The sequence below is a fragment of the Streptomyces sp. NPDC043861 genome (assembly GCF_056435905.1).
In genome coordinates, this window is the sequence record NZ_JBWKDP010000004.1 from 245,379 (window position 1) to 263,937 (window position 18,559).

The window sequence follows — 18,559 nt, forward strand, 5'->3', positions numbered from 1 at the left end:
CTCGCTCGTGGACATGCGTCTCCGGATGCTTGGTGACGTGACCCAGACAAGCGATCTCCCCGCAGCTTCCGCTCAGGACGCGGTCCCCCGGCCACGGAGGATCCACCGGGCGTGGTTCGTCGCCGCCGTGACATTCGTGACGATCATCGGTGCGGCAGCCTTCCGCTCGCTGCCGGGACTGCTGATCGATCCGCTGCACCAGGAGTTCGGCTGGTCGCGGGGCACGATCGGGCTCGCGGTCTCCGTCAACCTCGCGCTGTACGGGCTCACCGCGCCCTTCGCCGCCGCGCTGATGGACAGGTACGGCATCCGCAGGGTCGTCGCGGGCGCCCTGACGATCATCGCGATCGGCTCGGGTCTGACGGTGTGGATGACGGCGGCGTGGCAACTGCTGCTGTGCTGGGGGCTGCTCGTCGGGCTCGGAACGGGCTCGATGGCCCTGGCCTTCGCGGCGACGGTGACGAACCGCTGGTTCACCGAGAAGCGCGGTCTCGTCACCGGCATCCTCACGGCGGCGGCGGCCTCCGGGCAGTTGGTCTTCCTGCCCCTGCTGTCGTGGATCGTCCAGGAGCACCACTGGCGGCCGGCCGCCGTCACGGTCGCTCTGGCCGCTCTCGCGGTGGTGCCCTTCGTCTGGCTGCTGCTGCGGGACCATCCGGCGGACGTGGGCGTCGCCCCGTACGGTGCCGAGGAGTTCGTTCCGAAGCCCCCACCGGTGAAGGGGGCCGCCCGTCGCACGGTGGGCGTGCTGCTGTCGGCCGCCCGCACCGGGCCGTTCTGGCTGCTGGCCGGTACCTTCGCCATTTGCGGTGCGTCGACGAACGGTCTGGTGCAGACCCACTTCGTTCCCGCCGCCCATGATCACCGGATGCCCATCACGGCGGCGGCGTCGCTTCTCGCGGTGATCGGTGTCTTCGATGTCGTGGGCACGATCGCGTCCGGCTGGTTCACCGACCGTTTCGACGCGCGCCGCCTGCTCGCGGTCTACTACGCGCTGCGCGGCATCTCCCTGCTCTTCCTGCCGATGCTGCTCGCGCCGTCCGTCCACCCGCCGATGGTCTTCTTCATCGTCTTCTACGGCCTCGACTGGGTGGCGACCGTCCCGCCGACCATCGCCCTGTGCCGGGAGCACTACGGCGACGACTCGGCGATCGTCTTCGGCTGGGTGCTGGCCTCCCATCAGGTGGGAGCGGCGGTCGTCGCCTTCGCGGGCGGTGTCGCCCGGGATCTCTTCGGCTCGTACGACGTGGTCTGGTACGCATCGGGTGCACTGTGTGCGGCCGCGGCGCTGATGGCGCTGGTGATCAGGAGGCGCCAGGCGCCGTCGGTGCTCACGGCAGCGGCCTGATGGTCCCGGCCCTCGCGGTCGTGAGTGCGGCGGCCCGGGCGCCCGGGCCGGTGCCGGGGCCTACGGGCCCTTGGTGCCGGTGGCCGCGTCCCGGTCGCGCAGGCCCGTCAGGGAATCGGCGTACTGCAGCATCAGGCGGGCGAATTCCAGACGGTCGTGCTCGGACCAGTCGGCGGTGATGTACTCGAACGCCTCGCGCTGATGCCTGCGGAAGCGGGCCATCAGCTCGATGCCCTCGGGGCTGAGGTTCAGGACGGTGCGGCGACCGTCCTGCTGCGAGGCGGCACGGATGAGATAACCGGCCTTGATGTTGTCGGTGACCATGCGGCTGGCGACCGAGGGGTCCACGCCGAGGAGTTCGGCCACCGCGCCGACGGTGATCTCCTTGTTGTCGTTCCGGGTGTGCTCCAGAACGATGTTGAGGACGAGCGTGCGGCTCAGGTCCTTGGCCGAGATCGGGTTCGCGACCTCCAGCAGTGACGTGCGGCGCAGCTTGGAGAACGCAGGGCCCACGGCGTCCAGCAGCTCGTCGGGCGTTCTCGGCTTGTTCGGCGTCATGTGCCCCAGCCTATATTCGTGCACCTCCGAAGATACGTGTTGACGTGAAATTACATGCATGCTTGCATGCATATGCGCCCGACATCGGCGTATCCATGCGTGTCCAGTCGGCATGCGTCTCGATCAGCATGTCTGTCAACCAGGGGGAATCACCGTGACCATCCTCATCACCGGCGCCCGCGGCCAGGTCGGCCAGGCGGTCGTCAGCCGCCTTCACTCCGCAGGTCTGCCCGTCCGCGCCGCCAGCGCCCGCCTCGCCGAACTCACCGTTCCTGCCGGCATCGAGGCCACCGAGCTGGTCCTGGACCGGCCCGAGACCTTCCCGGCCGCTCTCCACGGTGTCCGCCAGGTGTTCCTCTACCCCGAGCCCGGCGGCATCGACGACCTGATCAAGGAGGCCGAGGCTGCGGGCGTCGAGCACGTCGTCCTGCTGTCCTCCGCCTCGGTCCTTGCTCCCGGAGCCGAGACCGATCCGCTCGCCTCGCACAGCCTCAAGGTCGAACGCGCCCTGGCCGCCTCGCATCTCACCCACACGTTCCTGCGTGCGGGTGCCTTCGCCAGCAATGCCCTCGGCTGGTCCCACGCCATCGGCCGGAACCTGCCGATCCAGCTCGCCTACCCGGATGCCCACATCGCGCCGATCCACCCCGCCGACATCGCCGACATCGCGGTCGAGGCGCTGACCGGCGGCGTTCTCAGGGGCCGCGCCGTCACCCTCACCGGCGCCCAGTCGCTCACCTTCCATGAGCAACTCGCCGTACTCTCCCGGATCACCGGTCGGGACATCCCCGTGGAGCGGATCAGCCACGACGAGGCCGAGCGGCAGATGAGCGGGTTCATGCCCGCGCCGATGGCCGCCTCCCTGCTCGCGTTCTGGGCCGCAGCGTGCGCCGGCCCCGCCGACATCGCGGACACCACCCGGAGCCTTCTCGGCCGGCCCGCCCGCACGTTCGAGCAGTGGGCACATGAGAACGCCGCCGCCTTCACCCGGAACTGACCTGGGAGGGGCCTGTGCAGGGGCCTGTGTCCGCCCCGTCCGGGGTGCCGAGGGGGGCGGGGTGCCGGTCAGGCGGTGAAGTGTCCGAATCGGCCCTGGTGGAAGAGGAGGGGATCCCCGTCCGGCTCCGCCCCCAGGGCCTCCACCCGTCCCACGACGATCAGATGGTCACCGCCCGTGTGCACGGCCCTGATCGTGCAGTCGACCCAGGCGGGCACGGAGGCCAGCCGGGGGGAGCCCGTCACCGGCGCGGGGTGGTGTGCGACGCCCGCGAACTTGTCTGCTCCGCTCACCGCGAAGGCACGGCACAGCCCGCCCTGGTCCGCGCCGAGGATGTTGACGCAGAACGCCCCCGCGCGGGCGATGCGCGGCCAGGTCGTCGAGGTGCGGGCCACCATGAAGGCGACCAGGGGAGGGTCGAGGGAGAGGGACGCGAAGGACTGGCAGGCGAACCCGGTGGGGCCACCGCCTTCGTCGTCGTGTGCCGTGATGACGGTGACCCCGCTCGCGAAGTGGCCGAGTACCCGGCGGAACTCGCCGGGGTCCACGCCGAGGCGTTCGTCGTCCCGCACGGCGCGCAGCTCCGGGCGCGGAAAGGTCTCCACCGGGCCGGAGGTCGTGGAGGCCCCGGTCGACCTGAGGTAGCGGACCGCGGTTGCCGCCATCGCTGCATGTCCCATCACACGACCATTGAAGCTGACGGTTCGTCAGATGTGAACCCCATGGCTCGATGTCGCGGCGTGCCAGGGGCTCGCCGGGTGGCAGACCGCCGGAACGGCCGCGCGGCCGGAGCTCTCCCTCGTGGTCGGTGACCCGGACACGGGCGAGGTGCGGAACTGCGGAAGGAGTGACGGCGGGGAGCACCCGTCGCCGGCCAGTAGCGTGGAGGTGACGGCGACCGCGACGGTCACGGAGCAGCAGAAGTGGGGAGTCATCCTTGTTCGTCAAAGTCTGTGGTCTGCGGACCGAGCGGGACGTGGACACGGCCGTCGAGGCCGGCGCCGACGCGATCGGGTTCGTCTTCGCCGAGAGCCCGCGCCGTATCGACGCCGACAGCGCGCGGCGCCTGGCGCGCCGCGTGCCGGAAGGGATCATGACGGTCGGCGTCTTCCGCGACCAGCCGCTGGACGAGGTACGGGCCCTGCTGGAGGCCAGTGCCGTGCGCGCCGTGCAGTTGCACGGGCACGAGGACATCGGCTACTACGACGCCCTGCGGCCGGACGGGCGGACGCTGATCCGGGGCGTCGCCGTACGGGGCGACGTGCCGTGCCACGGGGAGCGCGGCGAGGACATCCTGCTGCTCGATGCGCCGGTGCCCGGCGCCGGTGAGACATGGGACCGGTCGGGGAAGCGGCTCCCCCCGCCCGGGCGGCCCTGGCTGCTGGCCGGGGGACTCGATCCGCACAATGTGGCGGAGGCGGTGCGCATGGCACGTCCGTGGGGCGTCGATGTGTCCAGCGGAATCGAGATCAGCCGGGGCGTCAAGAGCCCCGAGCTGATCACGGCGTTCATCGAGGCGGCCCGCAGCGCCGGATAGCGCCGGGGCGCACGATCAGAGCCCTCGGTACCGGGGGGTGCGGCGTTCGACGAAGGAGGCGACGCCCTCGTTCGCGTCCCGCGTCGTCATATTGATCTCCTGCGCCGCCGCCTCGGCGGCGAACGCCGTGGCGCGGTCGGTGTCGAACGCGGCGTTGACGAGCTGCTTGGTGAACGCAAGCGCACGGGTCGGGCCCTGGGCGAGACGCTCGGCCCATTCACGGGCCGTCTTCTCCAGCTCGCCCGCCGGCACGACCCGGTTGACCAGCCCCATCCGCTCGGCGTCGGCGGCGGACAGGGCGTCGCCGAAGAACATCAGCTCCTTGGCCCGCTGCGGTCCGATCAGCCGCGGCAGCAGATAGGCACCGCCGCCGTCAGGGACCAGGCCGCGCCGTACGAACACCTCGATGAACCGGGCGGATTCGGCGGCCAGCACCAGATCGCAGGCGAACGCGAGATGGGCGCCGATCCCGGCGGCGGTGCCGTTCACGGCGGCGATCACGGGCTTCTCGCAGTCGAGCACGGCCGCGATGAGGCGCTGTGCGCCGAGCCGGATCGTACGGGCGACATCGCCCGGGATCCGTTCGGTGCCGGACGGCGCTCCGCGCAGGTCCGCCCCGGCGCAGAAACCCTTGCCGGTGGCGGTGATCACGACGGCCCGTACCCCGGGGTCGGCGGAGGCGTCCGCAAGGATTGCGATGATCCGCTCCCGCTGTTCCGGAGTGAGGGCGTTCATCACCTCGGGGCGGTCGAGGGTGATCCACAGGACGCCGTTGCCGGTGGTGTGGCGGATCAATGCGCCTCCAGGGTCCGGGGTGCGGGGTGGCACACGGCCAGTGCATCCAGCGCCACCGCGCCCTGCCCGCGCGGCAGCACCATCAGGGGGTTGATGTCGAGCTCGGCGAGGTCCCCGCCGAGTTCCAGCGCCATCCGCTGGATCCGCAGGACGACTTCGACGAGTGCGTCCACGTCCGCCGGGGGCCGGCCCCTGACGCCGTCCAGCAGTGCCCGCCCGCGCAGTTCGGTGAGCATGGAGCGGGCCTGGTCCTCGCCGAAGGGTGGGACGCGCACCGCCACGTCCTGGAGCACCTCCACCAGCACCCCGCCCAGGCCCACCGTCACCGTCGGCCCGAAGAGCGCGTCGTGGGTGACACCGACGACCATCTCGACGCCCCGCTCGACCATCTGGCAGACCAGGATGCCGTCGAGGGCGATGTCCTCGTAGCGGGCGATGTCGGTCAGTTCACGGTAGGCGTCCCTGACCTGGCTGGCCGAGGTCAGCCCGATCTTCACCAGACCCAGCTCGGTCTTGTGCGCCAGCTGGGGTGCCGATGCCTTCATCACCACCGGATAGCCCACCAGACCCGCCGCGCGCACGGCTGCGGCCGCACTGGTCACCAACTGCTCGCGCGGTACGCGGATGCCGTACGCCCGCAGCAGTTGCTTCGCTGCGTGTTCGCTCAGCCGGTGGCCGGGGCGGAGCAGGGCCTGTGCCTTGCGGAAGGAGGGGGAGAGGGTGCGGGGTGCCTCGTCGAAGGCGGAGCGGTAGCCGGTGGTGAACCGGTGGTGGTCCAGGTACGCCTTCACCGCCGTGATGCAGTTGGCGAACGTACGGAAGGTGGCGACCCGCGACGACCCGAGCAGCGTCGTGCGGTAAGCCTCCTCCGTACCGACCGGCGAGCCCCACACCACGCACACCAGCTTGTCCGTCGTCTCCGCCGCGTCCACGAGATCCTGGGCGAGCTTGTCGCTCATGGGCGGGAACGGGCCGGTGATCGGGCAGATCAGCACACCGACCTGGGGGTCGGCGAGGATCGCTTCGATGATCTTCCGGCCGCGCCAGTCGCCCACCGGGTGGCCGCCGTTGTCGACGGGGTTGGCGACGTTCAGGTACTCCGGTATCCACTGGTGCAGTTCGGTCTGCTTGGCCCCGGACAGCTGCGGCAGTCGCAGCCCGGCCGCGGTCGCCAGATCCGAGAAGTGCGCGCCCGTGCCGCCGGAGATCGAATAGACGACGACGCCTTCGGCCCGCGGCTTGCGCGCCCGCGCCAGCAGGGCGGCCGTGTCCTGGAGTTCGTCGAGCCCGTCCACACGGATCACGCCGTACTGCCGCATCGCCGCGTCCACGACCCGGTCGGCACCGGTCAGCTTGCCGGTGTGGGACGCGGCCGTGCGTGCGCCCGTCTCCGTCCGTCCGACCTTCACGGCCACGACCGGCACCCCGTGGCGCGCGGCCCGGTCGGCGGCGAGCAGGAAGGAGCGCCCGTCCTTGAGCCCTTCGACGTAGCAGGCGATCGCCCCGACCTCGGGCCTTCCCGCGAAGTACGAGATGAAGTCGGCGGTCTCCAGATCGGCCTCGTTGCCGGTGGGCGCCCAGTGGGAGAGCCTTACGCCCAGCTCCTGCATCGTGAAGACGGGCCTGCCCTGATGACCGGACTGGGTGATGAGTGCGACGGCGGGCCCTTCGAGGTCGTCGCGGAACTTCTCGAAGGCGTTGAGATTGGTGTTCGGCCCCAGCAGGCGCAGTCCGGAGCGCTCGACGGCCGCGGCCAGCCGCCGCTGCGCCGCGGCGCCCTCCTCGCCCGTCTCCGCGAAACCGGAGGCGAACGCCACCGCGAACTTCACCTTGGCCTGCGCCAGTTCCTCGATCACGGGCATCGGGTCGGCCACGAGGAGCACAGCGAGATCGACGGGCTCGGGCAGTTCGGCGACGGAAGCGGCACAGGGCAGTCCGAACACGGTGCTACGACTCGGGTGCACGGGATGCAACCGCGCGCCGACGCGTTCGGACCAGCCGATCAACTGCCGTGTGATCCCCGTGTTCGGGCGGCCTTCCGTGTCGGAGGCCCCGACGACGGCGACCGACTCGGGCCGGAAGAACCGGTCGAGATCGGGAACGGGCGTGTACAGCGTGCGGCCGCTGACATCCAGATCGCCCTCGCCCGCGGCGATGCCGTGGACAGCGGGCCCGGGCTGCTCCCCGCAGGCCACGACTCGGGCGCGGAGGTCGGTGGTGAGGGTGCCGTGGGTCGATCCAAGCATCTTCCGCCCGCTCCTTGCTCGTCGGCCAAGTTACTGACGCATAGTCAGATTACCCAGCTGACGGACGGTCAGGAATGGGTGTGCAGGCAAAGCCCGTTTTCCCCCGCGCTTCCGCCGCCCGGTCCGACCGCAGCCCGGGCGGCGGTCGGACCGGGTTCATCGTCCGGGCTGCGAGCGGGAGGGCCAGGCCGGCCGGACCGGCGCCCACGGAGAGGCCCGAGGCGCTTTCGTCGGGAGGGCCGGGTCCCTAGTTGCAGTGGGCGCCGCCGTGGAGCGAGTGCGACGCGTTCTGGTTCTTCATGGTCGCATTGAGGTTGGCCGCGGACTTGGCACGGATGACCTGCTTGGCGACGGACGCGTCGAAGTTGCTGTTGTAGTAGACGACGACATCACAGGTGCTCTCGTTCCGCACGGACGCCACGTTGTTCCAGATGCGCTGCCCGGCTGCGTTGCAGATGGACCCGGTGCCCTCGCGGCTGCACACGAACTCCGCCGGCGTCGGGATCATGTAGTGCGCGCGGCTCTCCTTGGTGTCGTGGATCGCGCCCGCCAGATTCGAGTTGTAGTAGAAGCAGACCTCCCCCGCGTCGCACCAGCCGTCGAGCTGCTTCGGGGTCACCGGGCCCGCCTGTGCTCCGGTCGCCGTGGCGAGGGCGGCGCCGGCGAAGGCGAGGGTGGCGGATCCGATCACGGCCATGCGCTTGAGCAGCATGAGGTTCCTTTCGCTCAGGGAGAGCCTGCCGGACCGCGAAGGGGGTGGGAGCGGGTGATGTGCTGCACCGGCCCAGCGGTGAAGGATGAACATCGAGCAGGCGGATCGATACTTTGATCGAATGCCAACTTCGGTGTCAAGTGCGGCCGGTGCTGCTGTGGAGCCCCTGCCCCGGGAGGCGTCCGCTCGGAGTTCGGCCCGGTTCGTTCGGGCGCATCCTGACGTGCGGGTGCGGGTGCGGGTGCGGGTGCGGGTGCGGGTGCGGAGGCAGGGGCAGGGCGCCGTTGACCGTCGCATGTGTCGAGGCCGCCTGCGTCGGCAGAGGGAGAGGTTTCCCTCTGCCGCGCAGGGGCGCCTTCGGTCTCCCGGGGCCGGCCGTCCCCGGGGGCCGGACAGGGCCTAACCGCAGTGGGCACCGCCGTGGAGCGAGTGCGACGCGTTCTGGTTCTTCATGGTCGAGTTGAGATTGGCCCAGCTGTTGGCGCGGATGACCTGCTTGGCGACCGAGCCGTTGAAACCGCTGTTGTAATAGACGATCACGTCGCACATGCTCTGGTTCTCCACGGATGCCACGTTGTTCCAGATCGGCTTTCCGGCGGCGTTGCAGATCTCCCCGCCGCCTTCGCGGCTGCACACGAATCTCGCCACGTTGGGGACGTCGTAGCGCGCCATGCTCTGCCGTGTGTCGTAAATGGCACCCGCGCGGCCGGAGTTGTAGTAGAAGCAGACCTCGCCCCGGTCGCACCAGCCGTCCACCTGCGCGGGGTTGAGGGGGCCCGCCTGTGCTCCGGTCGCCGTGGCGAGGGCGGCGCCGGCGAAGGCGAGGGTGGCGGATCCGATCACGGCCATGCGCTTGAGCAGCATGAGGTTCCTTTCGCTCAGGGAGAGCCTGCCGGACCGCGAAGGGGGTGGGAGCGGGTGATGTGCTGCACCGGCCCAGCGGTGAAGGATGAACATCGAGCAGGCGGATCGATACTTTGATCGAATGCCAACTTCGGTGTCAAATGCGGGGCGTGGCTACTGCGGGGGCTCCTGCGTCGGGAGGTTACCGCCGGGTTCAGCGCGACAGGCTGCGCGCCGTCCTCCGTGCGTCCCGGGCCATTTCGCGGAACATCCCGCTGATCGGATTGGTGAAGCCCGTGAAGTACAGCCCCGGGGCCTCCCGCGGGGGGCGCGCGCCATGGGCCACCGGCCTGCCGCGGTCATCCAGGATGCCGAGGTGGCCGACCAGGGGCTCGAGGCCGCGCTGGTAGCCGGTGGCGGCGATGACCGTGTCCGGGGCGATGTGGGAGCCGTCAGCCAGGACCACCTTGCCGTCGTCGAACGACTCCACGGCGGCGACGGGTTCGACGCGGCCCGTGCGGATCGCCTTGACCAGGCCGACGTCCTGGACCGGGATGGCCCCCTGCCTGACCCGGGAGTAGAGGCCCGTTCCGGGGCGGGGGAGTCCGTGTGCCGAAAGATCGGGCACGGAGATCCGGCACATCAGGGCTCCGGCCAGGTCCACCAGGCGGACCGGGAGGTGCCGGACCAGGATGCCTGTCCGCTGCGCGGGCCAGCCGGCGGTCGAGCGCCGGACGATGTGGGGGACGGTGCGTACGGCGAGCCGTACCCGCGCCGCGCCGCCCTCGGCCAGGTCGGCGGCTATCTCGGCGCCCGTGTTGCCCGCGCCGACGACCAGCACGTCCTTGCCCGAGTAGGGGGCCGGGCTGCGGTATGCCGAGGCGTGCAGGAACTCGCCCGTGTACGCGTCCAGGCCCGGCCAGTCCGGCACGCGCGGGGTGTGGTTGTAGCCGGTCGCCACGACGACCGCGCGTCCGGTGAGGCGGCGTCCGCCGCTCGCGTGCAGCACCCAGTCGTCGCCCACGGGCTCGACCCGGGACACCTCGACGCCCGTCACCAGCTCCAGCTCATGGAACTCCGCGTACTTCTCCAGGTAGCGGATCACATCGTCCCGTGACACCCACCGCCCGAACTTCCGGGGCATCGGGAGGCCGGGCAACCCCGACAGCCGCCGGGTGGTGTGCAGACGCAGCCGGTCGTAGTGCCCGCGCCAGGACGCCCCCACGGAGTCCGACTTCTCCAGGACCACGGCCCTCACGCCGCGCTCCCTCAGTGCAGCGGCGGCTGCGAGACCACCGGGGCCGGCGCCGATGACGTACACGGGGCGGTCGTCCGTGCGGTCCCCCGGAGGGCCGGGGGTGGAGTCGGTGTGTCTGTCGTCGGCCATGACAGCTGAGCGTAATCGTCCGTTCACTTGATGGGTCTCAGTCAAGAGGGGAATCGATTGCAAATCGGTCACGACGCCCGCTCTGTGCCGACCTCTTGCGCGGGCGCCTCTCCATCCGCTGAACTGACGTACCGTCAGATCAGTGTGAAACACCAGAGGAGGACGCGGAATGCGGACGATCTGGCTCACCGGGGCCGAATGGCTCGCCGTCCTCCGCATCGGCCTCGGCCTGTGGTGGCTGGAGAGCTGGCGGCACAAGGACAAGAAGGGCTGGTTCGAGCGGGGTACCGGCATAGCGTGGGCCGCCGATGTCGCGGGCAGGCACCGGTGGGCGTTCGTGAGGGCGGGGTTCGACAAGGTCGTGGCCCCTCGCCCCAAGGCCATGGCGTACCTCGTCGTCTACGCCGAACTAGCCCTCGGGCTCGGGCTGATCACCGGCTTCCTCACCCCGGTCGCCCTGGTCGGCGGACTGCTCCTCAATCTGCTCTATCTCGTTCTCATGATCCACGACTGGGCCGAGCAGGGGCAGAACGCGATGATGGCGCTGATCTCGCTCGTCGCCCTCTTCGCCATGTCCTGGCAGGTCTGGTCCCTCGACCATGCGATCGGACTGTTCCGATGAGTGCCGCCACTCCTGAGACCGACGCCTTCACCAGGACCTACTGGGAAGCGGCCGCCGAGGGACGGTTGCTGATCCGGCGCTGTACCGCCTGCCGGAAGGCCCACCACTACCCCCGCGAGTTCTGCCCGCACTGCTGGAGCGACGACGTCGTCTGGGAACGGGCCTCCGGCCGGGCGACGCTCCACACCTGGTCCGTCGTGCACCGCAACGACCTCCCGCCCTTCGCCGGCCGCACCCCCTACACCGCGGCCGTCGTCGACCTCGCGGAAGGGCCGCGGATGATGACCGGGATCGTGGAGTGCGCGGAGGCGGACCTGCGGATCGGCATGGAACTGGACGTCACCTTCCGCGAAGGGGACGGGGGAGTGGCTGTGGCGGTCTTCCGGCCGGCCTGACCTCGTTACGAGGCGGGGTCGGCCATCCGGCGCATCACGGCGGCCGGGAGCGCCGGGTTGTCCAGGGCCAGGCGGATCGTCTCCTTGTCCCGCGTATGTGCGGGCGCTGTACGAGGCGCGGGTGCCGATGTACGAGCCGGAGGAGGTCGACCGGCATGTGGAGGCGCGGCTGGAACGGCAGTACGTGCTGGACCGCAGGCCGAAGCCGATCGTCGCGTACGTCATCGAGGAGTCGGTGCTGCACCGGCCGATCGGCGGCGGGGCGGTGCTCAAGGAACAGCTCGCGCATCTGCCGGAGTCGGTGCGCACCAGGAACCATCTGGCGGTGCAGGTGATGCCGACCCAGCGAGCGGTGCACGCGGGGCTGAGTGGGCCCCTGAAACCACTGAGCACCCGGGACGGGCGGAATCTGGGGTATGCCGAGGTTCAGGGCGGGGCTGCCTTGATCTCCAGGCCCGAGGAGGTCAACCGGTTGTTCGACCTCTTCGGCGCCTTGCGGGCCCAGGTCCTCACCCCTGGGAGTCCGTGGAACTGATCGAGAGGATGGCGGCGAGACCGTGAACCCCGGCCTGGTCTGGTTCAAGAGCAGTCACAGCGGCAACGAGGGGGATGCCTGCCTCGAAGTCGCCTACGACTGGCGCACGTCCAGCTACAGCGGCAACGAGGGCGGCGCGTGCGTCGAGGTCGCCGCCTGCCCCCACACCGTCCACGTGCGCGACTCCAAGGTCATCGACGGCCCCACCCTCGCCGTCGCGCCCGGTGCCTGGGCCGCGTTCGTGGAGGGCACGACCACCCCGTAACCGTCCCCACGGGGCGTCGACCGCCCGGCCCATGAGCCCGGAAGACGGTGATGTGGGGCCTTCCGTCGCGGAAGGCCCCACATCACCTCGCTCGGACCGGCTTCAGAAGCGGCCGGTCATCCCCGGGATACCCGGAGGCGTGGGGAGCGGCAGCTTGTGGGCGCTGCGCTCACGCGCGGCCGGAGCCGCCTGGCAGGTCACGTCCTGCGCCGGCAGCTTGCCGGTGGTCAGGTACGTGGTGGCAGTCTTGTCGGCGCACGACTTGGAGCCGTAGATGCCGTGTCCGACGCCCCCGGCGACCGTGACCATCCGCGAGCCCTTCATGACCCGGTGCAGGCCCTGGCCGCTGCTCAGCGGCGTCTGGGAGTCCCACTCGTTCTGCAGGACGAGCGCACCGACCTTGTTGTCGATCGTGGTGGCGGGCTCGCTGCCGTTCTTCTTCCAGAACGCGCACGGCTTGATGTTGGACGCGAAGTCACCGTACAGCGGGTACTTGGCCTTGTCCCGGATCGCGTCGCGGCGGTACTGCTCGGGGTCGCGCGGCCAGGCACGGGTGTCGGCGCAGACGACGGACCAGAAGCTGGCGTCGCTGTTGTCCGAGGGCACGGCACGGCCGAACGTCGGCGAAACCGGCCGCGCCGGCGCCTTGGTCTCCCGGCTGAGGGACGGGTTCCTGCCGGCGGCCGCCTTCTTCAGCTCGACGATCGACTCGGCGGCTTCGCGCACACTGAAGAACATGGCGCGGCCCGTGCGGATGTCGTCACCGGTGAGGGGCGTGCCGTTGACCTTGATCGGCTTGCGGTCGGCCTGGGCGACCAGGTCCCAGAAGGTCTTGCCGACCTTGGCCGGGGTGTCACCCAGCTTGTACTTCGTGTTCCGCTGGGCGGTCCACTCGGTCCACCTCTTGAAGGCGGGCTCGGTGCCCTCCGCCCAGATCTGGATCATGCCGCGCCAGATCCGTGCGGGGTCGACGGCGCTGTCGAGCACGAACCTGTCGGCGCGCTGGGGGAACATCTGCGTGTAGACGGCGCCGAGATAGGTGCCGTACGAGTACCCCAGGTAGGAGATCTTCTTCTCGCCCAGCACGGCCCGGATCACGTCCATGTCGCGGGCGGTGTTGCGGGTGGTCATGTGGCGCAGCCTGTCGCCCTGCCTGGCGTCGCACTTCGTGGCGACGGCCTTGGCCCACTTGACGTCCTTGGCGAACGTCCCGGCCTTGTAGGGGCGTTCCGAGTTCCGCTCCTTGGTGGTCAGGCCGCAGCTGACGGGGGAGCTCTGGCCGACACCGCGCGGGTCGAAGCCGATGAGGTCGTACTTCCGCTGCACGGACTTGGGCAGCTCCGTCGCCAGGATCAGCGGCATGGCGAGGCCTTCCCCGCCAGGTCCGCCCGGATTGATCAGCAGCACGCCGCGGCGCTCCGCGGCGGTGCTCGTCTTCATCCGCGATATCGCGAGGTCGATCTTCTTGCCGCCGGGGCGGCTGTAGTCGAGCGGCACCTTGATCGTGGCGCACTGGTAGCCGGCCGGGGATCCGCTGTCGCAGCGGTGCCACGCGGGCCTCTGCTGAAGGTAGGGCTTCAGGGGGTTCTCGGCGGCGGCCGCCGTGGCCGGGGCGAGCGAGGGAACCAGGGTGGCGACGGCACTCACCGCCAGGAGGGGGGCTATTCGTCTGCTTCGCACGTGGGGAAGGTCCTTAGGATCAGTGCGTGTGGGACGCACCAACCCTTTCGCACAAGGCAGTTAGGGCGAATCCCTCGGCGAGGTGGGATTGGTCCGACCGTGGGTGGACGGGCCCGTGTGACAGATGGTCCCTGAGTCGTACACCCACGACCGGCTCCGCCGCGTCTTGGTATGTCGGGCCTATGGCCAGAGCAATTCCCTTGCCCAGGAGTCGTCTTCACGCCGGTAGCGCAACCGCAGGTGCCGGCGTCGTGCGTCGCCCTGGAAGAACTCCACCTCGGACGGTTCGAGGACGTACACCGTCCAGGTCCCCGCCATTGAATCCGGCTCGTCGCTCGCCCGCTTCCAGGCGGCCTCGTTGGCGCGCGTCAACTCCTCGGTGGAGCCGAGCACTTCGCTCTGGCGTCCCACCAGCGCCGCGGCCAGGGCTCCCGTCGAGCGGGTGTGGAGATCGGCGTACGCCTCCTCGGCCGTGCCCTGCACGACCCGCCCCCGGACCCGGATCTGCCGTCCCTGCGAAGGCCAGTAGAAACCCAGGGCCGCCTCCGGGTGCGCCGCGAGCTGGCGGCCCTTCGCGCTGGTGGTGTGCGAGGCGAAGTGCCAGCCGTGCTCGTCCGCGTCATGCAGCATCAGCGTCCGCACGTCGGGCCGGCCCGCTTCGTCGACGGTGGCCAGATGCATGGTGTGCGGCTCCGGCTGACCTGCCGATGCCGCTTCCACGAGCCACTCCCGGAACAGCGGAAGCGGCGCGTCGGGCGCGTCGGCGGGGTCGAAGGAGGGCAGCTCGGTGTCCCAGACCCGCAGGGAACGGAGTACGTCGTGGAAGTCGCTCATGGGGGCCATCCCACACCACGGCCGCCGTCGACGTGCGGCCGCGGCGGGATGTGACGTGGGACGACGCCGCCGAACTCCAGCGAGAGCTCGCCGATCGCAGCCGGCACCGGTGTGCCGGCCCGGTCGATCCGCTGGTTGCGTGCCACGGCGTACGCCGAGCAGTCCTGGACCGGGACCGCCCGGGCCGCCTTCTGGAGGTCGTCGCGGATCTTCTTCGCAGATCAGGTGCTTCCAGGGGGTGCGCGGCAGGATCCGCACCATCCGCACACACAGGGCGATCGCGCGCGGCGACGAGACGACCATCTCCTTGGCGAACTTCTCGGCGAACCGCTGGTTCAGCTCGATGCCGGGCCGCACGTCCGCGAAGAATCTGCTCGTCCTCGCCTCACCCGGCCGGCTCAGCGTCCGAGCACCACCGTCCCGGCCGAGCAGAACCAGCCGCCCGTCCCCGACGCCACCGCCAGTTCGGGGAGGCTCCCGTCGGGCCGGCGCACCTGATGTCCGCCCGCCTCGCCACGCAGCTGCCGTACCGCCTCGACCAGCAGGAACAGTCCTCGCATCCCCGGGTGGCAGGCCGAGAGCCCCCCGCCGTCGGTGTTCACCGGCAGCTCGCCGTCCAGTCGTAGACGGCCCTTCTCCACGAACGCCCCGCCCTCTCCCTTCGCGCAGAACCCGAGGTCCTCCAGCGTCACGAGCGTCATATAGGTGAAGGCGTCGTAGATCTCGGCGATGTCGATGTCCTGCGGCCGGACCCCGGCCCGCTCGAACGCCAGCCGCCCGCTGACCGCCGCCGGGGACACCGTGAAGTCCTCCCATTCCGACATCGTGGTGTGCGAGACGTGTTCGCCCGTGCCGAGGACCCACACCGGCGCCTTTGCCGTGTCCGGCACGTACTCCTCGGCCGCCAGAAGTACCGCGCAGCCGCCGTCGCTGCGGATGCAGCAGTGCAGCTTGGTGAACGGATCGGCGATCACCGGTCCGTCCAGCACCTCGTCCACGGTGATCGGCTCGCGGAACATCGCCGCGGGGTTGTGCGAAGCATTCGCCCGAGCCTGGACGGCGACCTCGGCCAGCTGCTCGAGCGTGGTGCCGTACTCGTGCATATGGCGGCGGGCGGCCATCGCGTACTTGGCGATCAGGGTGTGCCCGTACGGCACCTCGAACTGCAGCGGCCCGCGCCCGCCGAAGGAGAGGTCGGAGGTGCGGCGCCCGGCCCTGATGTCGGCGCGGGCCGTGGACCCGTAGACGAGCAGCACCGCATTGGCGTGGCCCGCGGCGATGGCGTCCGCCGCGTGTGCGGCCATGACCTCCCAGGTGGCGCCCCCGACGGCGGTGGAGTCCACCCAGCGCGGCCTGAGGCCCAGATACTCGGCGACCTCGACCGGTGCGAGCGTGCCGAGCCCGGCCGATGCGAGGCCGTCGACCGTGCGCCGGTCGAGCCCGGAGTCGGCGAGGGCGCGCCGGGCCGCCTGGGCGTGCAGGGTGTAGGGGGTGGGGCCGTCGACGCGGCCGCAGTCCGAGAGGGATATGCCGACGACGGCGACCTTGCGGGGGGTGCGAGGGGTGCGCTGACTGATGGGCATGAATCTGACGGTACATCAGATCCCGATGTCCGGTCCCCGGCGGTAGTCTCGGAGGCATGGCCCGTTCCACTGCGGAAGACGTCGACGGCTATCTCGCGGAGGTGGCGGAACCCGACCGGCTGACGGCGCTGGTCAGGGTCCGGGAGCTGTGCCGCACCGAGCTCGACGGCTACGAGGAGCTGATGGCGTACGGCATGCCCGCCTACCGCCGTCCCGGCGGTGAGCCGGAGATCGCCTTCGCAGCCCAGAAGCAGTACCTCTCCTTCTATCTGATGCGGCCCGATGTCCGTGAGGCGTTCGCCGACCGGCTCGCCGACCAGGACATGGGCAAGGGGTGCCTGCGCTTTCGCCGCACCGAGCGGATCGACTTCGCTCTCGTGCGGGATCTGCTGAGGGCCACCGCTGCGGGGCCCGGCGAGGTTTGCTGACCGGGGCTCTGTGATTCTCGGGCCCCCGCCCCTAACATGACGCCCCGTCAGTCATGGAGGGGAGCCCATGGACGCCGCCTTCACCCCCGAGCAGTCCGCCATCCGCCGCACCCTGCGCGCCGCACTGTCCCGGGAATCACCCCCGGGTCCTGCGGATCACGAATGGGGATACGACCCCGGGCTCTGGCTCCTTCTCGCCGCGGAGCTCGGACTGCCCGGCCTCGCGCTGCCCGAGGAGTACGGAGGCGTCGGCGGCGGCACCGTCGAGCTGGCGCTCGCCTTCGAGGAGGCGGGACGGGCGTTGGTGCCGTCGCCGCTGCTGGCCACCGCCGGGCTGGTCGCACCGCTGATCGCCGCGCTGGGGACGGAGCGGCAGCGTGCGGAGCTCCTGCCGCGCCTCGCGGACGGCTCGCTCACGGCCGCCCTCGTCGTTCCGGGCGCACGTCTCGCCACCGCGCTCGGGCTCACCGGGAGCGATCCCGATGCGTCCTGGGCCGGGGGCGGGCGGGCCGGCGGCATCCAGGCGAGGCCCCTGCCGGAGGGCGGCGGGCGGCTGCTGTACGGCGAGGCCGCCCAGGTCCTGGACGGGCACAGCGCCGGGCTGCTCCTCGTCGCCGCCCGCACGGGCGGTTTCGCACGGGGCCGCACCCTCCTCTTCCTCGTCCGGGCCGACGGGGCGGACGGACTGACCCGCACCCGCTGGACCGCCCTCGACGGGACCAGGCCCCAGGCCCGTGTCGAACTCCGCGACACCCCGGCGGAGTTGCTGGGGGACGACCGGGAGGCCGATGTCCCGGCGGCGCTCGCCGCCACCGGCCGTACCGTCGCCGCCCTGCTGGCTGCCGAAGCCGTCGGTGCCGCCTCGTCCGCCCTGGAGCGCACCGTCGCCCATGTCAGGGAGCGCGAGCAGTTCGGCCGCCCCATCGGCTCCTTCCAGGCCGTCAAGCACCGTCTGGCCGATCAGTACGTACGCGTCGAGGCGGCACGCTCCGCGGCCCGCTGTGCTGCCGGGGACCCGGAAGCCGGCGGGCTCGCTCTCGCCCAGTGCCTCGAAGCGCTCCGCGCCGTCAGCGGCGAGGCCATCCAGCTGCACGGAGGAATGGGCTTCACCTGGGAGCACGAAGCCCACCTCTACTTCAAGCGGGCGGCGTCCGACGAGCTGCTCTTCGGCCCCGTCCACCGGCTGCGGGCCCGTGCCGCGGAGGCGGCGGGCCTCTTCGCGGAGCGGTTCGCCCCTGAGGCGGTGACGGTCTGATGGCTCCCGGGCCCCGTGTGCGGAACGTCACGCGCAAGCTGGTTCAGAAGGTGTCGTCGACCCCCCTCTTCGCGAGGACCGCCCCGCACTTCATCCCGGCCATGGACCGGGCCGTCCACCGCCTGACCCGTGGAAAGGTCCTGCTCAGCGCCCAGATGCTGCCGGGATTGGTGCTCACCGCGCGGGGCGCGAGGTCAGGGCTCCCGCGTCGGACCCCGCTCGCCTGCATGCCCGAGGAGGGCGCCGGGAGCTGGATCCTGGTCGGCTCCAACTTCGGTCGCCCCGGCCACCCGGCGTGGACGGGGAATCTGCTGAAACATCCCGATGCCGAGGTGAGCTGGAAGGGCGAGGACATACCCGTACGGGCACAGCTCCTCGGCGGGGCGGAGCGCGAAGCGGCCTGGCAGGCGGTCCTGACGTTCTGGCCGCCGTATGCGGCGTACCAGGCGAGGGTGGAGCGTGAGATACGGCTGTTCCGGTTGGTGCGCCGGACGGGCCGGTGATGCGGGCGCGCCGTGGTGACAGGACTCGGCGCGGGC

General features: G+C 70.8%; 20 protein-coding genes. 10 read left to right on the forward strand and 10 right to left on the reverse strand.

Translation table 11 applies throughout. The annotated features are described in order from the left end of the window. Positions 1-25 precede the first annotated feature (25 nt). Complete coding sequence (locus AC068D_RS11980; protein WP_478822853.1) at positions 26-1,348, forward strand: MFS transporter; 1,323 nt, start codon at positions 26-28, stop codon at positions 1,346-1,348. A 60-nt stretch (positions 1,349-1,408) separates the two neighbouring features. Here the strand turns inward: AC068D_RS11980 and AC068D_RS11985 are convergent, their stop codons facing one another. Continuing rightward, positions 1,409-1,906, reverse strand: coding sequence for a MarR family winged helix-turn-helix transcriptional regulator (locus AC068D_RS11985; protein ID WP_478822854.1), 498 nt, complete (start codon positions 1,904-1,906; stop codon positions 1,409-1,411). Positions 1,907-2,060: 154 nt separating this feature from the next. Between AC068D_RS11985 and AC068D_RS11990 the strand changes: the two genes are divergently transcribed. Further along, entirely contained in the window at positions 2,061-2,903 is an 843-nt protein-coding gene (locus AC068D_RS11990) for an NAD(P)H-binding protein (RefSeq protein WP_478822855.1), read from the forward strand. A 68-nt stretch (positions 2,904-2,971) separates the two neighbouring features. Here the strand turns inward: AC068D_RS11990 and AC068D_RS11995 are convergent, their stop codons facing one another. Continuing rightward, a complete protein-coding gene (locus tag AC068D_RS11995) occupies positions 2,972-3,568 on the reverse strand; it encodes a flavin reductase family protein (protein ID WP_478823124.1) in 597 nt (198 codons plus the stop codon). A 272-nt stretch (positions 3,569-3,840) separates the two neighbouring features. Between AC068D_RS11995 and AC068D_RS12000 the strand changes: the two genes are divergently transcribed. Then, positions 3,841-4,440 carry a phosphoribosylanthranilate isomerase gene (locus tag AC068D_RS12000; protein ID WP_478822856.1) on the forward strand — a complete coding sequence of 200 codons (600 nt, stop codon included), beginning with the start codon at positions 3,841-3,843 and terminating at the stop codon, positions 4,438-4,440. Between the two features lie 15 nt (positions 4,441-4,455). On the opposite strand, the gene AC068D_RS12005 is transcribed toward AC068D_RS12000, so the two are convergent. The 5 genes from AC068D_RS12005 to AC068D_RS12025 form a co-directional block, all read right to left on the reverse strand. Further along, entirely contained in the window at positions 4,456-5,175 is a 720-nt protein-coding gene (locus AC068D_RS12005) for an enoyl-CoA hydratase/isomerase family protein (protein ID WP_478823125.1), read from the reverse strand. 56 nt (positions 5,176-5,231) lie between these two features. Then, positions 5,232-7,481, reverse strand: a complete 2,250-nt coding sequence (locus tag AC068D_RS12010) for an acetate--CoA ligase family protein (RefSeq protein ID WP_478822857.1) — start codon at positions 7,479-7,481, stop codon at positions 5,232-5,234. Positions 7,482-7,728: 247 nt separating this feature from the next. Beyond that, positions 7,729-8,193: a peptidase inhibitor family I36 protein gene (locus AC068D_RS12015; protein ID WP_478822858.1), complete on the reverse strand. Its 465-nt coding sequence runs from the start codon at positions 8,191-8,193 to the stop codon at positions 7,729-7,731. Positions 8,194-8,592: 399 nt separating this feature from the next. Beyond that, positions 8,593-9,057, reverse strand: a complete 465-nt coding sequence (locus tag AC068D_RS12020; protein ID WP_478822859.1) for a peptidase inhibitor family I36 protein — start codon at positions 9,055-9,057, stop codon at positions 8,593-8,595. 193 nt (positions 9,058-9,250) lie between these two features. Continuing rightward, positions 9,251-10,423 carry a flavin-containing monooxygenase gene (locus tag AC068D_RS12025; RefSeq protein WP_478822860.1) on the reverse strand — a complete coding sequence of 391 codons (1,173 nt, stop codon included), beginning with the start codon at positions 10,421-10,423 and terminating at the stop codon, positions 9,251-9,253. Positions 10,424-10,592: 169 nt separating this feature from the next. On the opposite strand from AC068D_RS12025, the gene AC068D_RS12030 reads away from it, so the two are divergent. From AC068D_RS12030 to AC068D_RS12045, 4 genes are all read left to right on the forward strand, one after another. After that, positions 10,593-11,045: a DoxX family protein gene (locus AC068D_RS12030; protein WP_478822861.1), complete on the forward strand. Its 453-nt coding sequence runs from the start codon at positions 10,593-10,595 to the stop codon at positions 11,043-11,045. After that, on the forward strand, positions 11,042-11,440 hold the full coding sequence (locus AC068D_RS12035; protein ID WP_478822862.1) for a Zn-ribbon domain-containing OB-fold protein: 399 nt from the start codon (positions 11,042-11,044) through the stop codon (positions 11,438-11,440). The genes AC068D_RS12030 and AC068D_RS12035 overlap by 4 nt, the downstream gene beginning before the upstream one ends. Positions 11,441-11,567: 127 nt before the next feature. After that, positions 11,568-11,975: a DUF5753 domain-containing protein gene (locus AC068D_RS12040; protein WP_478823126.1), complete on the forward strand. Its 408-nt coding sequence runs from the start codon at positions 11,568-11,570 to the stop codon at positions 11,973-11,975. 22 nt (positions 11,976-11,997) lie between these two features. Next, positions 11,998-12,240, forward strand: coding sequence for a DUF397 domain-containing protein (locus AC068D_RS12045; RefSeq protein ID WP_478822863.1), 243 nt, complete (start codon positions 11,998-12,000; stop codon positions 12,238-12,240). Between the two features lie 102 nt (positions 12,241-12,342). On the opposite strand, the gene AC068D_RS12050 is transcribed toward AC068D_RS12045, so the two are convergent. The 3 genes from AC068D_RS12050 to AC068D_RS12060 all read right to left on the reverse strand — a co-directional run bounded on the left by AC068D_RS12050 (position 12,343) and on the right by AC068D_RS12060 (position 16,337). Then, positions 12,343-13,920 carry an alpha/beta hydrolase gene (locus AC068D_RS12050; RefSeq protein ID WP_478822864.1) on the reverse strand — a complete coding sequence of 526 codons (1,578 nt, stop codon included), beginning with the start codon at positions 13,918-13,920 and terminating at the stop codon, positions 12,343-12,345. Positions 13,921-14,100: 180 nt separating this feature from the next. After that, a complete protein-coding gene (locus AC068D_RS12055; RefSeq protein ID WP_478822865.1) occupies positions 14,101-14,754 on the reverse strand; it encodes a pyridoxine/pyridoxamine 5'-phosphate oxidase in 654 nt (217 codons plus the stop codon). A gap of 398 nt (positions 14,755-15,152) precedes the next feature. Further along, positions 15,153-16,337 (reverse strand): thiolase C-terminal domain-containing protein, encoded by a 1,185-nt coding sequence (locus AC068D_RS12060; protein ID WP_478822866.1) that lies wholly within the window; start codon positions 16,335-16,337, stop codon positions 15,153-15,155. Positions 16,338-16,393: 56 nt separating this feature from the next. Here AC068D_RS12060 and AC068D_RS12065 point away from each other — a divergent pair, with 56 nt between their 5' ends. From AC068D_RS12065 to AC068D_RS12075, 3 genes are all read left to right on the forward strand, one after another. After that, on the forward strand, positions 16,394-16,765 hold the full coding sequence (locus AC068D_RS12065; protein ID WP_478822867.1) for an iron chaperone: 372 nt from the start codon (positions 16,394-16,396) through the stop codon (positions 16,763-16,765). 67 nt (positions 16,766-16,832) lie between these two features. Continuing rightward, positions 16,833-18,020, forward strand: coding sequence for an acyl-CoA dehydrogenase family protein (locus AC068D_RS12070; RefSeq protein ID WP_478822868.1), 1,188 nt, complete (start codon positions 16,833-16,835; stop codon positions 18,018-18,020). Continuing rightward, complete coding sequence (locus AC068D_RS12075; RefSeq protein WP_478822869.1) at positions 18,020-18,523, forward strand: nitroreductase family deazaflavin-dependent oxidoreductase; 504 nt, start codon at positions 18,020-18,022, stop codon at positions 18,521-18,523. Before AC068D_RS12070 ends, AC068D_RS12075 begins: the two co-directional genes overlap by 1 nt. Positions 18,524-18,559: the final 36 nt, after the last annotated feature.

Coding starts and splice junctions, on each gene's coding strand:
- AC068D_RS12025 (WP_478822860.1), bottom strand. CDS start 10,423: ATGGCCGACGACAGACACACCGACTCCACCCCCGGCCCTCCGGGGGAC.
- AC068D_RS12065 (WP_478822867.1), top strand. CDS start 16,394: ATGGCCCGTTCCACTGCGGAAGACGTCGACGGCTATCTCGCGGAGGTG.
- AC068D_RS12030 (WP_478822861.1), top strand. CDS start 10,593: ATGCGGACGATCTGGCTCACCGGGGCCGAATGGCTCGCCGTCCTCCGC.
- AC068D_RS12005 (WP_478823125.1), bottom strand. CDS start 5,175: ATGAACGCCCTCACTCCGGAACAGCGGGAGCGGATCATCGCAATCCTT.
- AC068D_RS12035 (WP_478822862.1), top strand. CDS start 11,042: ATGAGTGCCGCCACTCCTGAGACCGACGCCTTCACCAGGACCTACTGG.
- AC068D_RS12010 (WP_478822857.1), bottom strand. CDS start 7,481: ATGCTTGGATCGACCCACGGCACCCTCACCACCGACCTCCGCGCCCGA.
- AC068D_RS12015 (WP_478822858.1), bottom strand. CDS start 8,193: ATGCTGCTCAAGCGCATGGCCGTGATCGGATCCGCCACCCTCGCCTTC.
- AC068D_RS12055 (WP_478822865.1), bottom strand. CDS start 14,754: ATGAGCGACTTCCACGACGTACTCCGTTCCCTGCGGGTCTGGGACACC.
- AC068D_RS12060 (WP_478822866.1), bottom strand. CDS start 16,337: ATGCCCATCAGTCAGCGCACCCCTCGCACCCCCCGCAAGGTCGCCGTC.
- AC068D_RS11985 (WP_478822854.1), bottom strand. CDS start 1,906: ATGACGCCGAACAAGCCGAGAACGCCCGACGAGCTGCTGGACGCCGTG.
- AC068D_RS12075 (WP_478822869.1), top strand. CDS start 18,020: ATGGCTCCCGGGCCCCGTGTGCGGAACGTCACGCGCAAGCTGGTTCAG.
- AC068D_RS11980 (WP_478822853.1), top strand. CDS start 26: ATGCTTGGTGACGTGACCCAGACAAGCGATCTCCCCGCAGCTTCCGCT.
- AC068D_RS12040 (WP_478823126.1), top strand. CDS start 11,568: ATGTACGAGCCGGAGGAGGTCGACCGGCATGTGGAGGCGCGGCTGGAA.
- AC068D_RS11995 (WP_478823124.1), bottom strand. CDS start 3,568: ATGGCGGCAACCGCGGTCCGCTACCTCAGGTCGACCGGGGCCTCCACG.
- AC068D_RS12020 (WP_478822859.1), bottom strand. CDS start 9,057: ATGCTGCTCAAGCGCATGGCCGTGATCGGATCCGCCACCCTCGCCTTC.
- AC068D_RS12070 (WP_478822868.1), top strand. CDS start 16,833: ATGGACGCCGCCTTCACCCCCGAGCAGTCCGCCATCCGCCGCACCCTG.